The organism is Clostridium saudiense, from assembly GCF_000577815.1.
Lineage (GTDB): Bacteria > Bacillota > Clostridia > Clostridiales > Clostridiaceae > Clostridium > Clostridium saudiense.
On record NZ_CBYM010000034.1, the window covers coordinates 20,590 to 37,168 of the forward strand.

General features: G+C 28.2%; 10 protein-coding genes. 9 read left to right on the forward strand and 1 reads right to left on the reverse strand.

Annotated elements, in window-relative coordinates; translation table 11 throughout:
* Nucleotides 1-215 precede the first annotated feature (215 nt).
* Both TY07_RS13690 and TY07_RS13695 read left to right on the forward strand, forming a co-directional pair.
* On the forward strand, nt 216-425 hold the full coding sequence (locus tag TY07_RS13690; protein WP_042401115.1) for a hypothetical protein: 210 nt from the start codon (nt 216-218) through the stop codon (nt 423-425).
* A gap of 369 nt (nt 426-794) precedes the next feature.
* On the forward strand, nt 795-1,250 hold the full coding sequence (locus tag TY07_RS13695; protein ID WP_042401118.1) for a hypothetical protein: 456 nt from the start codon (nt 795-797) through the stop codon (nt 1,248-1,250).
* Nucleotides 1,251-1,374: 124 nt separating this feature from the next.
* On the opposite strand, the gene rbr is transcribed toward TY07_RS13695, so the two are convergent.
* The gene (gene rbr / locus TY07_RS13700; protein WP_042401121.1) at nt 1,375-1,971 is read right to left on the reverse strand and encodes a rubrerythrin; all 597 of its coding nucleotides are present in this window, start codon (nt 1,969-1,971) and stop codon (nt 1,375-1,377) included.
* Nucleotides 1,972-2,173: 202 nt separating this feature from the next.
* Between rbr and TY07_RS13705 the strand changes: the two genes are divergently transcribed.
* From TY07_RS13705 to TY07_RS13735, 7 genes are all read left to right on the forward strand, one after another.
* Nucleotides 2,174-2,983 carry a B-box zinc finger protein gene (locus TY07_RS13705; RefSeq protein ID WP_042401126.1) on the forward strand — a complete coding sequence of 270 codons (810 nt, stop codon included), beginning with the start codon at nt 2,174-2,176 and terminating at the stop codon, nt 2,981-2,983.
* 178 nt (nt 2,984-3,161) lie between these two features.
* Nucleotides 3,162-4,280 (forward strand): non-hydrolyzing UDP-N-acetylglucosamine 2-epimerase, encoded by a 1,119-nt coding sequence (gene wecB, locus TY07_RS13710; protein WP_042401129.1) that lies wholly within the window; start codon nt 3,162-3,164, stop codon nt 4,278-4,280.
* 214 nt (nt 4,281-4,494) lie between these two features.
* Nucleotides 4,495-6,828, forward strand: a complete 2,334-nt coding sequence (locus TY07_RS17445) for a sensor histidine kinase (protein WP_052330740.1) — start codon at nt 4,495-4,497, stop codon at nt 6,826-6,828.
* A gap of 315 nt (nt 6,829-7,143) precedes the next feature.
* Nucleotides 7,144-13,116, forward strand: coding sequence for a fibronectin type III domain-containing protein (locus TY07_RS13720; RefSeq protein WP_042401132.1), 5,973 nt, complete (start codon nt 7,144-7,146; stop codon nt 13,114-13,116).
* Between the two features lie 189 nt (nt 13,117-13,305).
* The gene (locus TY07_RS18760) at nt 13,306-14,823 is read left to right on the forward strand and encodes an immunoglobulin-like domain-containing protein (protein WP_052330741.1); all 1,518 of its coding nucleotides are present in this window, start codon (nt 13,306-13,308) and stop codon (nt 14,821-14,823) included.
* A 254-nt stretch (nt 14,824-15,077) separates the two neighbouring features.
* On the forward strand, nt 15,078-15,992 hold the full coding sequence (locus TY07_RS13730; protein WP_052330742.1) for an alkaline phosphatase: 915 nt from the start codon (nt 15,078-15,080) through the stop codon (nt 15,990-15,992).
* Nucleotides 15,949-16,323: a YibE/F family protein gene (locus TY07_RS13735; RefSeq protein ID WP_341349581.1), complete on the forward strand. Its 375-nt coding sequence runs from the start codon at nt 15,949-15,951 to the stop codon at nt 16,321-16,323. Before TY07_RS13730 ends, TY07_RS13735 begins: the two co-directional genes overlap by 44 nt.
* The last annotated feature ends 256 nt before the right edge of the window (nt 16,324-16,579 follow it).

A 16,579-nucleotide genomic window follows, 5' to 3' on the forward strand; every position in this document is an offset into this window, starting at 1 on the left:
AAAAAACTCCAGCCCCTTGAGGAATTTAAGATATTAAAGGTGAAAAGATAAAAAAGTACAATTATATGGTGATTTAAGGATTGAAAAAACAGCGACAAGCTATGCTTCGCTGTTTTTTCAATTAACCTTTTAATTAGGTGTGAATAATAATATGATTTAATGGCTAGACTTTCAATAAATAGATCGAATAAATAATTTAGTTAGAGGTGAATTAGATGATTAATTTTTTGGTAGGTTTAGGAGCAAGTATAGGAGTTATTATAATTTATTCATTATTAAAGGTTGCAAGTGATTTTGACGATGAAGTTGATGAAATGTATAAAGAATATGATTACTATGATAATTGTGAGTTAAATAAAAAATATAATTATTATGAGGATACACATAGAAAAAATCCTAATAAGGATCAGTATGAAAATAGATAATCTAAAGTATATAAATTTTTGTAAGTTAAAATTCATATAAGTAAATATTTAATAATAATAGAAGAAAAGTTAATATTATAAAAAAAGGCATATAAAATTTCTTTGGAATATATTGACAAAAGAAGCGAAAAAGTATATATATAAAAGTAGAAGCAAGGGTGGTTCTATAGTAGAAATACTAGAATCAACTTGCTTTTTTATTTAAAAAAAGTGTAATGACGATAAAGCTGTGTATGATTCCTTTTGCATGAGGACATATAAATGATTTTATGCAGTACAGAAACACTTAGTTTATATAGTAAATTTTATAGGGGTTTATAAGAAGATAATTTTTAGGTATGCATTATAAAAGGATTAGGGGGGAAAGGTATGGATAGTATAATTATGAATTATATTGAAGAAAAATTAACTGATAATTTGAAGAAAGATTTTGTAGTTGCAGCAATACACTTTATAGTTGATGAAGAATTATGTAGTGAAGAAGATATTAAAAAAATAGAAAATAGAAAAAAAGATAAAAGAGATGAAAAAGTCGATGATTGCTTAAAGCTTTCAGCTATTTATGGATATATTGTTTATAGAGCAGTTACATCAGGAAAGTTAGATGAAGAAACTGATATGAAGTGTTGTAAGATATTAATGGAATTAAGTAGAACGGTAAGTAATTATATAACTGCAGAAATAGGAGGAAAAGAATTAGTGGATTATTTTAAAGAATTTACTTCAAAATTAAGAATAAGTAATGAGTGTAATAAATTTGTTCTAAATAAAATTAATAATATGGAAGAATATGATATTCAGTGGGAAGCAACTCATGAGAATTAATAATTTAAAAGAATGTAATATTAATTTAGAAGCTAGTTATGAACTTTAAAGATTAAGATATAAAAAAAGCCCGAAAATATCAAGAAATAAGATTTTTTGGGCTTTATATTATATTTAAAATTAATTATTTACCTTCAAAAGATGATTCATCAAATTTAATGAAAAAGCCTTGTGGATGAGCGCATACAGGACATTTAGCAGGAGCTACTTGACCTTCATAAATAAATCCGCAATTTGTACACATCCAAGCTGATGTTGCAGTATCTTTAAATAATGATCCGTTTTCAAGTCTATCTGCATATTTCTTAAATCTTTTACTGTGAACATTTTCTACAGAAGCAACATTACTAAATAATATTGCTATATCAGGGAAACCTTCATCTTTAGCTATTCTAGAAAATTCAGGATAAACATTTACGCCTTCGTTATTTTCATCACGTTCTGCTAATCTTAATAATTTTAAAGTACTAGTTTCAACTTCAACAGGATAAGAAGCAGTAATTTCTATTTCTTGTCCGGAGAATTCTTTTAATTTATCCATAAATTGTTTGGCATGAGCAATTTCTTGATTAGCAGTATAAAGGAATAAATCTTGTAAGATAGAATAGCCTTCCTTTTTAGCAGCAGAAGCAGCAAATGTATATCTATTTCTTGCTTGGCTTTCACCAGCAAAAGCTTTAAGTAAATTTTCTTTTGTCTTACTTGAATTAAAATCAGTCATTATAAATTACCATCCTTTCATCTCGTTTATTTTATATTCTATGCAATTTACCAAATTTTATTCAATAGGGCAATATTCTTTAAAAACTCAAAAAAATTTCAGAAAATAACCTAATTAATTTACCTCAAATTTCCAATAGTGTATTGAAAGCTATTATGGAAGAGTGATAAAATATGTAGATAGAGATAGGGGTTGATAAAATATGAATTGTTCAAAACATCATGATAGAGAAGCAAAAGGAATGTGTGTCAGATGTAATAGGCTTATTTGTGAAGAGTGTGCAGTAAAAATTAATAATAAATATTATTGCAAAGAGTGTGTTTCTGAAATGTATTCAACAGATAATGAAAATGATAATACTTATAATAATAATTCAAATAATATGAATTATACTAATGATAGTAATTTAGGTAATAATATAAATGAAATAAATAACCCAAATAATAATCAAGAACAATTAGATTTAGGGAAAGTCAATTCATATACAAATGTGAATGTAAGCGATAGTTTATATAGGAATTCAAATAATAATTCACAAGAAAATTTATATTCAAATTATCAAACTAATCAATATGGAAATACAGGTGTTAAAATAGATAGAAAGTATAAAGAAGCAAGTTATGTTTTATCAATAATAGCAATTGCACTTTTGATTCCTAAGGTGGTTTTGGCTATTGGTGGTTTTGCAGATTGCTTTGAAAATATGTATCTTTCAATAAGGTATGATGAAGGGGTTAGAGCATTATTTTTCTTTATAAATTCTTTATTAACATTAATTGAACCATTAATAATTATTGCATTAGCAGCATTATCATTTAAGAACTTTATGAAATTGAAAAAGGTTGTTAGGATTATAGCCCCAATAGCTGTAGTTGCGATATTTACATTATTAATATTTATTACTGGAAATATTGCATTAAGATTTATATACATTAGTCCATTTATAAGCATGTTATCTTACATTATTCCTGTTGCTTTAATTGTAATAGCAAATTGTTTAGATAAGGAATAAGTTTAATTAAATACAAGATTATTAAGCAAGTTGATGTTAAGATTAAAATCAATCTTTTGAATAGAGTTTTAATCTTAACATTTTTATTTGTAAAAGGTTTTATTAGTATACTTAATAATGTAAAATAGGATTAATGAAATAAATTAAGGATATAAATTCAATATAGGAGGTAAGGATATTGAGTAAGATAAAGGTTTTAAGCGTATTTGGAACGAGGCCTGAAGCAATAAAAATGTGTCCATTAGTTAAAACGTTAGAAAAGGATGAAAGAATAGAATCAATAGTATGCGCAACAGGTCAGCATAGAGAAATGTTAGATGCAGTTTTAGAAATATTTAATGTAAAGCCACAATACGACTTAAATGTAATGTCACATGGACAAACAATTGTAGATGTTTCAAATAAGGTTTTAACTGGAGTAGATAAGGTAATTAAAGAATGTAATCCAGATATAGTATTAGTTCATGGAGATACTTCAACTACATTAAATGGAGCATTAGCAGCTTTTTATAATCAAAAACCAATTGGGCATGTAGAAGCAGGGCTTAGAACTGGAGATATATATTCACCATTTCCAGAAGAAGCAAATAGGAAGCTTACTGGAGCAATTGCAACATTACATTTCGCTGCAACAAAGAGTAATAAGGAAAATTTAGAAAGAGAAAATATACATAATAATATATATATAACAGGTAACACTGTAATTGATGCACTTTTAAGTGTAATAGATGAAAATCATAAGTTTGAAGATGAAAGTTTAAATAAGATAGATTTTGAAAATAAGAAATTAATTTTATTAACTGCGCATAGAAGAGAAAATTGGGGAGAACCAATGAAGGGAATCTTTGCAGCGGTTAGAGAAATGATTGCTAGAAATGAAGATGTTAATGTTATATTCCCTATGCATAAAAATCCACTAATAAGGGAACTTGCAACTGAAGGGTTCAGAGGAATTGAAGATAAAGTACATTTAATTGAACCTTTAGAGTATGTTGATTTTGCTAATTTAATGGCTAAATGTTATCTTATAATGACTGATTCAGGAGGAATTCAAGAGGAAGCTCCTGCACTGGGTAAACCAGTTATGGTTTTAAGAACTGAAACTGAAAGACCAGAAGCTATTGAGGCTGGCACAGTTAAATTAGCTGGTATAAATAAGGATGATATTTTTAATATAGCAAATGAACTTATTAATGATAAAGAAGCTTATGAAAAAATGGCACATGCAGCTAATCCATATGGAGATGGAAAAGCTTGTGAAAGAATAGTAAATAATATAATTGAATATTTTAAGTAACAAAATCCTCCTAAGAGTAATACTGAAGTATTACTTACTTGGGAGTATTTTTATTTTTTAAATTTGGCAAAAAGATATATAATTAATAAATTAATTTATGAAAAATTACTATTATTTTTGTGATATGTTATACTTGAACATAAAAAGAAAATAATGTAAAGTTAAATGTGCAAGAAAAAATTTGCTTTTAGAATTAGAACTAGGGGATAAGAGTGTGTTTAATTTAGGTAAGGAAGAAGTAGTGAAAAAGAATAATCAAATAATAGTATTACTTATATTAGCTTCATTATTAGTTATTGGCTTTTTTGTTTACTTATTTATAGATTATGAAGTTGGATATAAATATATAGTGGGACAAGGTTTTATAGCATCTACACATGATATTGTTACTTGTATATTTTTAAACATAATGGCCTATTTAGGGTGCTTAATTTATTACATAGGAAATGAAAAAGATGAGTATTTTATTATTTCATTGATATATTTAAATTTATTAATAGGTATAATATATGAAGGAATATTTGGAATTGAAAATTGGGGAATAATTAATGCAATTTTAAGAGCGCTAATATTAATATCAATTTTATATATAAATCGTATAAAAAGCCTTATTGCAAGTGGTAAAAAAATAATAGTATCAAATTTAGTTATAGGATTTACCATTATTAATATTTCTATAGAAAGATATCTAATAAATAGATATAGAGCTATGGGATATAGGAATTTAATAATAATTGCAATTATTCTATCAGTTATTATTAGTTTCATAGCAATTATAATTTTAGCTAGAAATGCTATTAAGAACTTAGATGTATTATATTCTTATGTGCTTACAAGCATTTCATTATTAGTTAGTAGAAAGTTTATTATTATATATGGAATATTTAATTTTCCAACAGAAAATAATTTAGGAATACTTAAGCTATACATGGGTTTAACTAAGTTTTCATTTTTATTTATAGTATGTGGAGTTTTTATGCAAGTTCTTTTGAAAACAAAAGAAAATGTACAATTAAGCTCTGAGTTAAAAATATTTTATAAATTAGCAGAGTTTAATTATAGTGAACAAATAGCACTATTTGATAGCAATGGAGAGTTATGTTATGCAAATAAAAAATTTAGGGAATCAATAAGTAAATCACAGGATGAACTAAAGCAGTATGATGATATAAGAAGAAGTTTATATGAAGGTGGATATAGTGTTTTAGGATTGATTAAGCTTTTAAATGAAAACACTGATATAAAGAAGGTTTTAGAAGTAGAAAATATTGATAGAGTTTTTGAAGTTTATGGTCAAAAAATATATACACCTAATAATAAGATTTATTATGCCTTTAAATTTAATGATATAACTGAAGAGTATCGTAAAAATCAAGAAACTAAAAATAATGAAAAAATATTATCGGATATAATAGATGATATACAAGAGATGATAATAGCTCTTGATAAGGATGGAAATATTATATTTTTAAATCTAACAGCTAAAAAGTACATTGGAGATATTGATTTTAAACAAAAGAAAATAAATTATGCTAGTTTAGTAAGTAATCCTGATCAAAGAGAAAATTTTGAAGCAAAAATAAATGAAAAAATAAGATATTCTATAAGTATAGATGAAGGAAAAACTATAGAAATTGAATCTATAACTTTAAAGATAAAGGATAAAGAAATATCTAAAGTGGACAAGATAATTTTAGCAAGAAATCCAGGTGAAAGTAATAAATATAACAACCTACTTTTAGAATATGATAAATTTAAAGAACATGAAAGAATAAAAAATAATTTCATTATAAATTTATCTCATGAATTTATAACACCTATAAATGTTATTTTTTCAGTAATTCAATTATTAGAGAATGTAGATATTTCTGATAAAGATCAATTAGTAAGCATATATAGTAAATATAAAAAGCCTGTAAAGGTAAATTGTTTGAGGATATATAGAACTATTAATAATATAATTGACACATTAAGACTAGATTATGAAAATATTGAGATGAATTTCAAAAATATAAATATAGTTGAATTGGTAGAAGAAATTGTAAGCTATATTGCAAAGTATTCAAATAATATTAATATAATATTTGATACAGAATTTGAGGAAAAGATAGTAAGTTGTGATCCAAGTAAAATAGTTAAAGTAATTACTAATATATTAGCTAATGCTATTAAATTTAGCCCAAATAATAGTGAAATACATATTAATATTAAATGTGAAGATTCTATGATAATTATTGAATGTATTGATAATGGAATAGGTATAAGTGAAGAGATGATTGAAAATATATTTGAGCCATTTTTACAAGTTGATAATTCATTGAGAAGAGCGAGTGAAGGTAGTGGAATGGGATTAAGTATTGCTAAGAAGCTAATAGAGCTACATAATGGAAGTATTTCTGTTGAAAGTAAATTAGGAATAGGAAGTATCTTTAGAATAATTTTACCGGATAATTGTTTAGAAAGTTCACATGATAATATTAGTAAAATTTACGAAGTGAACAGTAAAGAAATAGATGCAGAATTATCCGATATATATAATTTGTATTAATTTAAACACCATCTTAAAATGTTAATAATTTTAAGATTGTGTTTCTTTATTATAAGTTGTGAAAAGTAATAAGAAAAAGTAGGAGAAAAATAAACAAATAGTAAATGAATAATTAACAAATTGCTAATTATATAAAAGTTATATTTTTAAATTTATAAAAAATAAAAATTGAATTATAAATTTAATTTAATTCAAAAAACAATTACAAAAATGAACGTAAAGAGTTTAAAAAACGAAAAAAATAGAGTAAAATATAAAAAGATAAGTACTAAGTAAGGCAATTATCTATATTTGGCGAAAAAAGGAGAGGTGTAAATGAAAAAGATAGTATCGTGTACTATTGCAACTGCTTTAGCTACTACAAATTTAACTACTGTATCTGCAGATACTATAAAATCTGTAACAAAAATAGATGATTCTATTAATGCTAATATTAATGAAGAAGCTAATAGCTCAGTAGATGTTACCATAGAAGATATAGAGAAAATTGAAGGTTCATCTGAGGAAGGAATGGTAACAGAAAATAATAATGATTCGACAGATTTAGGAGATGAAGTTGTAGAAACAGAAGGTACTGAAAAGGAAACAACTTCTAATAATGAAGCTGATGAAATGATGAATGAAGGTATATTAAATTCAGAACAATCTTCAGAATTAAATTCAGAGGCTAGCGAAGTAGATAGCAAAGAGAGTGAGCAACAAGAACTTTCAAAATCTAATGATTCTACATATTTACAATCAGCTAAAAGATATGGGAAATTAGAATTTGATATGAATTTTGCAATGCCAATATCAAATACAGATTCTATGAAGCTTAAAATAAGTAAAGAGAATCAAGAGATTGGAGTAATAACTGATTTATCTGTTGAAGAAGGAACTTTCAGCAATGGTGCAACTTATAAAATTGAAACGTTAAATTCAAAGAAGTTACCGTTAGAAAGTGGAGATAATGATATTTACTTCTTACATATAACAATAGAAAAATTAGAACTTGGAACATATAGTGCAGAAATTACTGCTGAAAGTTATGTAGATACTACGGTTGAAAATATAGAAATAATGGATTTCTCAAAGAGAGTTATTTTAGGAAATAGTAGTAATGAAGCTTTAAAATATAATGGAGTATTTTTAGCTGGTGATGTAAATGGTGATGGAAAAATCGATATGGGTGACTATGAACTTATATTTGAAAATATCGGATCATCATATAACTCAAAATATGATGTAAATAAAGACGGAAAAATTGACATTGCTGATTTAACTTATGTTAATGAAAATATTGGATTAAGCCAAGGTCAAGTAGTAATTGAAAATACTGATGCAATCCTTGATGTTAATAATGTTAACGTAGATGAAAGTAAATTTGAGTTAGAATTTGGAGATAACTTAAAAGATATATTCTTAGATAATGAGAAATCAATAGGAATTGCGAAAAATGATGGACAGGCTCCTAGTAAAGAATCACCATTAGTTATTGATATTGATTTATCAAGTGCTATGAGGAAAAATGGAGTAGCTAGAACTGGAAATGGCAATGAAGCTGTAGAAATGGAGAAAATAGTATTAAAGGCTCCTGAAAACTCTATTAATGCAAATGCGGGAATGCCAGAGGCAGGAAGTATAACTTATACTGATGAAAATGGTGTTCAACAAACAATTGAATTTAATAGCAATTCAAGTGATGTTTCAACAGCATCAGTATATTCAAGAAGCGTGGATGGGGATATAGTTATTGATTTAGGAACTCAAGTTGCTGTTAAACAGATTTCTATAAATGTAACAGCAAATAGAGGAAATAAAAATATTTCTGAAATAGCAAAAATTGAGTTTTTAAATAATGTATATAAGGAAGTTCCAGCTCCAAATATGAACATTCCTACAATAAAAACTTTAGAAACATCAACAAAATTGCATGATGAAAGAATAACAATATCATGGGAAGCGCAACCAAATGTAACATCATATGAAGTAATGTATCAAAAACTTGATGCTAATGGAAAAGTTGTTAGTACAAAGAAGCTTCAAACAAACGAAACAAATATAAATATATTAGATAAGGATATTAAGCCTTACGACTTATATAGAGTAAGTATTCAATCATTAAATGGTGAATGGAGCAGTGGTTACTTAAGTGAAGATGATGTACCATCAGCTTTTGATGGAAAGGCAGATAACGTAGATGCTGACTTTAATCCAATTGATAGTTACTACAATGGTGATAAGGGAAGTGTATCAGAAATACAAGTTGTTCCATTAAATTCACCAGAGCCACCAAGAAACTTAACAACAGAGCAAGGATATAAGTCATTTACAGTAAGCTGGGAAGAGCATTCTGAAGCAAGAGACTTTGATATTTACTATAGAAAAATTGGTGATGAAAATAAAAATTGGATAAAAGCAAATGATAATAATAAAGAAGTTGCTGAAGGTAGCCAAGATATTACTAATCCAGATAAGAGTAAATTAGTAAGAAGTCATAGCTATACAGTTAATGGGCTTGAAGATAATGTTTCTTATGAAGTAAGACTTACAGCAACTAACCATTTAGGTACAAGTGAAATGTCTAAGACATATATAGCAAGTACAACATCAGTTAATCCACCAGTAATGCAAGAGTACAAGCTTATAAATAGACCAACAGATGAAAATGAAATTGGTACTACACATATCATTGATGTACGTAATAAGCTAGATGCTGATGGATGGGCAACTCAAGATGATTACTTACATTATGACTCTGAATATGCATTAGTTGATGGAGACTTTACTACTGAATGGAAGGTTGATAACTGGGATACAGGAGCTAGTTATGGAGCTGATAGAGGTTCAGAGATTACATTTGATGATACTTATACAATAGGCTCAATAGGAATTGGACAAACTTTAGAAAAAGGAAATTATATGGGCTTATATAAAGTTAAGGTTACTTATTGGGATGAAAATGGTGATAAACAAGTAGTTTATACAGAATCAATAACTGAAAAGTCTTCTAATGGACATAATTATTATATTGTAAAATTACAAGAACCAATAACTACAAATAAAATAAAGGTAGATACATCTGGATATGGTGGAAGTATACAAAGAATATCAGAGCTTAAATTCTATGAGTATGATAGCTTAGCAGATGATATAAAAGATTTATATGAAGATGATTTAAGATTAGTTCTTAAAGATACAGTAACTCAAGATATGTTAGATGAGTTAGCAGAGAGATTAAATACTCCAGATCCTATTTGTGGTGAATATCATCCAGAAAAGTCTGTTTTAGAAAAGGAATTAGATATTGCACAAAAGTTATTTAATGATAAGGAAGTTTCAGAAAAAATAACAACTCTTGATGCTAGTATCAGAACTGATAATGAAGGACCATCTTTAGGAATGGAAAATAGTTATCAATCATTAGGAAGTGTTGCAAGACCTTCAGTTGATGATGATGGAACAGCTAAGCAAATAGCTGTATATATGGGTTCATCTGATCCTAATACAAAGGTTGATATAGTATTCTTACAAAATTATGGACAACCAGGAGAATATATAAGTAAGGTTTATACAATATCACCTGGTAGAACTGAAATAACTATTCCAACAATTATTTCTGCCGATGTAGAAAAGGGTGGTCAAGTTATGGCTAGAGTTACTCAAGGTTCTACAACTGCAAATGTACAAATACGTTTAAGTGGAGTTACAGAAATTCCTCATTTAAATGTTAATAATTTAATAAATGATGATTCTAAGGAAAGTGAAGTTAAAGATAAGATTAGAACTTACATATCAGAATTAAGAACATATATGTCTGATATTAAGACACTTTACCCAACTCAAGTTAGTGATAAGGATAAGATAAATAATATATATCTTTATGATGAACAAACATCACCTTTAAATACAACAGATATTGAAGGAGATAGATTTACTCTTACATTACCTGCATCAGAAATACTAAGAGGTATAGAAAGTGGGTTAGAAGGTGATACAGAAGCTCAAGTAAATAGAGTTTATGATGCACTTTTAGCTTGGGAGCAAGAAGTACAAGTTGGTTTTGCTAAGAAAGGTGTATTTGAAGAAGTTCAAGACTTTAATGGAAATGGTCAAATTGATGAAGAAGACCAAGCATATTTCAAAAAGCATAGAGCACCACTTACAAGATTAAATATTAAGTATCAAAGAATGATGATGGGAGCAGCGGCTTATGCATCAAGTCACCATATAGGTGTTGGATTTGGTTCAGCACAATATATTCAAGGTGTTCCTTATAAATTTGATGATGCTGGAAATGTTATAAATGCAAGTGAAGCACACCTTTATGGAGGTTTAATAGGCCATGAAATGGGTCACTGTATGGATATTGGAGATAGACTTTATCCAGAAACAAGTAATAACTTAATGACTGCAATAACTGGAACTATGTTAGATGAAGATAGTCCATATGCATCAGCAATGAAAGATTTATATAAGAAGGTAACTTCAAATACTATAGGATTATCTACTGATAGAACTGTTGTAGTAAACATGCTATGGCAACCATACCTAGCATATGAAGATGACAGTACTTATAAGATGTTATTTACAGATAATGATGCAGATTTAAGTAATGATTCATTCTATGCAAAATTAAATAGAGCATATAGAGAAATGACAGAAGAAGAAAGAGCTGATGGAGATAGAGATCAATGGTTAATAAGAATGACTTCAAAAGTTGCAGAAAAAGATTTAACTGATTTCTATGAAGCTCATGGAATAGTGGCAAATGCTACAACTTTAAAATATGTATCTCAATTCCCTAAAGAAACTAGAAAGATTCAATATATAAATGATGAAGCTAGAAGAAGAAGAATGGAAGGAACTGCAGATATGGAAGCAGGAACTACACTTTCAGCTAGTTTTGGCGTTGATTCTAAGGGAAATCAAATTGTAAGTGGTTCTTATGTAAATGATAAAAATGTTACTATTAATTTATCTGTAGATAAGAGCAATGATAATATCTTAGGATATGAAATTTATAGAAATGGTAAACCTTGTGGATTTATTGAAAGAGATAAGGCTTCTGCAGATACAGTTTATACTGATGTTGTTGATAATATGAATAACAGAGTAGTAACTTATTCAGCAGTTGCATATGATTATAATTTAAATCCTACAAATACAGTTGAATTAGGAACTGTTAAGGTTAGACATGATGGTGGAGTTGCTAAGTCTAGTACGATTTTAACTACAAATACTATAAGTGTTGATGAAGGGCATAACGATATTCATTCATGTAATGAAAATGAAGATTTAAAACTTGCATTAGATGATGACAATACTACTGCTTACGAAGGTAGAATGTTAACTAAGGATGAGTTTAATAGTTCAGTTCATTTAACTGAAATGAATCCAAATAACGATCCATATGTAGTATTAGATACAACTGAAATGAAAACTTTAGTTGGTATTAAGTATACTGCACCAGTACAAACTTCAGGATTCATATTTAAGAAACAATCTGTAGTAAGTACAGCTCTTAAGAAATATAAAATTGAAGTAAGTAAAGATGGTTCTAATTGGACAACTGTTAAGGAAGGAACATTAGATTTAACAGCAGATAATCCTACAGCTACAATTTACTTTGATAAAGAAGGGGTTACTGGAGGAAATCAATTAAATTCATATAATGCAAGATATGTTAAGGTTACAGCTCTTGGAACTAAGAGTATTTCGGCAGCAGAATTAGAAGTATTAACTCCTCCAGGAGATAATATTGAAATAGGTGTATCTGATGACAATATTAATTACAAAAATGGTATTGGAATATTAAAGGATAAATTTGTTTATCAAGTTGACAACCCTGATACTGCTGAAAATGAAGAAAAATCAATACCAGCAGGTTCAATAGTTATAACTGGGGAATATAGAGGAAATCCTGCATTCAATGTGCCTTTAGTATTAAATCAAAATGAAGAGCATATTGCAGATAAGTATAATGGAATACTTATGGCTGAAATTCCTGATAATGGAGATTTAGAAGAAATATCAGAAGGTAACTGGATTTATTGGGTTGAACCACAAGATGCAGCAAATTTCATGACTGATAACACTGAGATTTTTGCAGAATTATATAGAACAGATAGTGCTGATGCCTTAACTGGTGGTCAAAGACTTGTAAGTGATACATTTAAAATTGCAGTACCAGATAAATTACCAGAAATAGTATTATCTTCAGGTACTACTACAACAAGAAGCAAATCAAATGTTAAGACTTTTGAAATTAAGGAAAATGTAATTGAAAAAATTACTGAAACAAGATAAAGCTTAGCAAGCTTAGAGAGTGACAAGTTTTAAGTGGCAAGTCACAAGGTTAGCAAGTGACAAGTTATGGTTTAAATTCAGCTTAGCTGAATTTGAAAAAGTGTATTTGGAAGAAACTCCGCAAGGAGTTTCTACTTAAACCACTAACTATTAGCTACTAACTCAAAACTAAAGTAATGGGGGGATAAAATGAAACCAGATAATTTTGAAAAAAAATCTGTTAGAAAAGCTAACAATAATAAATATAATAAAAGAATTGTAAGTTTAATTGCATTATCTGCAGTTGTTGTAAGTACATGTGCAGTGACAAAAAATATTTCAGCAGATAATAAAGAAAAGAGTAGCAATGTCTCTGTTGAATTGAATGTTGAAAAGTTAGAAAGAGATAAAGTGAAGATAGAATTAGAAAACTTTACTCCTGTAATAAAATCATTACAATTAAGCTTAAAGATTGATGGTAATGCAAAGTTTAGAGAAGACAGCATTAAATGGCTTGTAGAATCATATGCAGATGAAAGTTCAAGTGATTTAAAAACTCATGTAAAAATGGGTAATGATAAAAAATCTATGGAGATATTCATAGTTTCAAGTGAACCTTTAGTTAAAAATGGTGGAACAATAGAAATTTGTGAAATAAATGTTGAAAAAGATTCAGTAGGAAAATCAGCATATAGTATTGAAGCTAATGTTAATGCTGAAGGGGAATCTTATAGCTATGTAATTAACGATACAAATAGACAAGTTAGTGGAATTGATATGGCTAACTTAAGTGAAGAAAAATTAACTATAAATTCACTACCAGTAATAAGCTTAAAAAATTCTCCTGCAATAGCTGATGGAATTATAATAGTATCTAAAGGTGACACTTTTGATGCAAAAAGTTATATTGAAGTTAATGATGAAGAAGATGGAGAAATTTCAGTTGATGAGGTTACTGTAACTGGTAAAGTTGATACTAAGAAGGTTGGTACATATAGTATTAAATATTCAGTTAATGATAGTGAAGGTGATGAGGTAACTTTAGTACAAACTGTTATGGTTGAAGAGGTCAATGCTAATAATGCAACTCCTCCAACAATTACTATTAACAATAATGGACAAGGAGATGGAAAATTAGTTGTTACTGAAGGTAAGGTAGGAAATTTACTTGATTTAATAACTGCAGTTGACTATTTAGGAAGAACTATTAATGTTAATATAGAAGGAAATTATGACTTAAATGTAGCTGGAGAGTACAAGATTACATTAGTAGCTACTGATAGATTAGGAAATGAATCTAGAAAAGATATTGTATTAACTGTTGAGAAGGCACCAGTAGTTCCAGATCAACCAGATCAACCGACTCAACCGGATCAACCAGATCAACCGACTCAACCGGATCAACCAGATCAACCGACTCAACCGGATCAACCAGAACAGCCAGGTCAACCAGATCAACCGACTCAACCGGATCAACCAGAACAGCCAGGTCAACCAGATGGATCAGGATCAGCAAATAATAATGAAAATAATGGTACAAATAATAGTACAGATAATAATGGTACAAATAACAATACAACAAGTAATAATATAACAAATACTGATAGTGAGAAGAAAAATGAACTTCCTAAGACAGGGCAAGGAGTATTCTATGGAGTAATAGTAGCTATAGCAGCTGCTATTATAGGAAGTGGAATATACTTAGTTACAAAAAAGAAAAAGAAATAAATAGTTTTAAGTGATTTAAATAGCTCTTTAGGATGCAGCATAATGTTGCATCCTAGAGGGCTACTTATTTTTATAACAAGGTAAATAATATAAGGAGTAATAAACTGAACTATTTGAATAATATGGAGTTTTAGCTGGAAATTAACCTCATGTTAACCAATTTAATCAAAATAATGGTTATTATATTTTTAGTAGGGAAAAACTAAAATCGTTAAATTATTAAATTGTTAAAAGTATGAGGGAGGAAATTAACAATGCATAGGTTTAAAAAAATAGGGATAATAGCATCATTAGTGGCAACTATGACTTTTAGTATGGTGGCATGTTCTAGCAATAATCTAGAAGAGGGGAATGAAACAATAGATACAGCAGTAGCTAGTAATGAAGCATCACAAGAAACATCTACGGCAAAGTATATATTTATGTTTATTGGGGATGGAATGTCTTATCCACAAGTAAATGGTGCACAAATATATAACGGAACAGTTGATAATGAGGATTCAGTTGAATTAACAAGATTAGGATTTACTGAATTCCCAGTTACAGGCTCAGCATCAACTCAAGACTCAACATCATTTGCACCAGACTCAGCTTCAACAGCTACATCAATAGCTTCAGGAGTTAAAACACATAGTGGAGTTATAGGGTTAGAAGCTGATAAAACTACAGAAGTAACAACAATAGCTGAACAATTAAAAGAAAAGGGATATAAGGTTGGGATAGTTTCAACAGTTACATTAAACCATGCTACTCCAGCAGCGTTTTATGCTAATGTAGAATCGAGAAATAGTTATTATGATATAGCACTTCAAATGGCAGATAATGATTTTGATTACTTTGCAGGTGGGGAATTGGGGCAACCTACAGGTAAAGATAAAGATCAAAGAGATATTTATGAAATATTAGAGGAAAAGGGATATACAGTAACTAGAGATAAAGATGAAATATTATCTCTTGACAACGAAAGTGGAAAGGTGTATGCAATTAATCCAGAGTTAGTTGGTGGAGCTATGGAATATAGCATTGACATGGATGAAGATTCGTTAAAATTAAGTGATTTAGTTAGCATCTCTTATTTATTCTGGATATCAAAATTTAAATTTAACTTTAATATATCAAGCTGGTATTTATTTATTTATTTATTTATCATGTTCAGGAGCTATACTTGATTTAGCAATTGATATATCAGCAGCCGTAGAAGAGGTAGTTGATAAAAAACCTGATATATCTAGGAAGGAAATATTATTATCAGGCCTTAATGTAGGTAGGTCAGTTGTTGGCTCTCAAACTACAACTTTACTTTTAGCTTATATGGGGAGTTTTATTGGAGTAATGATGGTTTATATGGCACAAGGGACTCCGCTTATGAGTATATTAAATACAAAATTTATTTCATCTGAAATAGTACAAACATTTGTAGGATGTATAGGTCTTGTTATAGTATCACCTTTAACATCTCTAATCTGTAGTATAATTTATACAAAAAAACATAAGCTTTAAAATTTAGACCCAAATGGTGAAGAAGTTTGACTATTTGGGTCTAAATTTATTGTAATATATAGTTTTCAATATTCATTTAACAATAATTATATAAATATTACAATAAATTGTACTGTTTACATTATTGTTTATTGTTATAATTTAAATTTTATTTATTTTATAGAAAAATGATAAAAATAAATAAAATATGTCAAAAAATAAGGAAAAAATATGATATAATTATTATAAATTTATGTAGAAAGTGAATCTGTTAAGT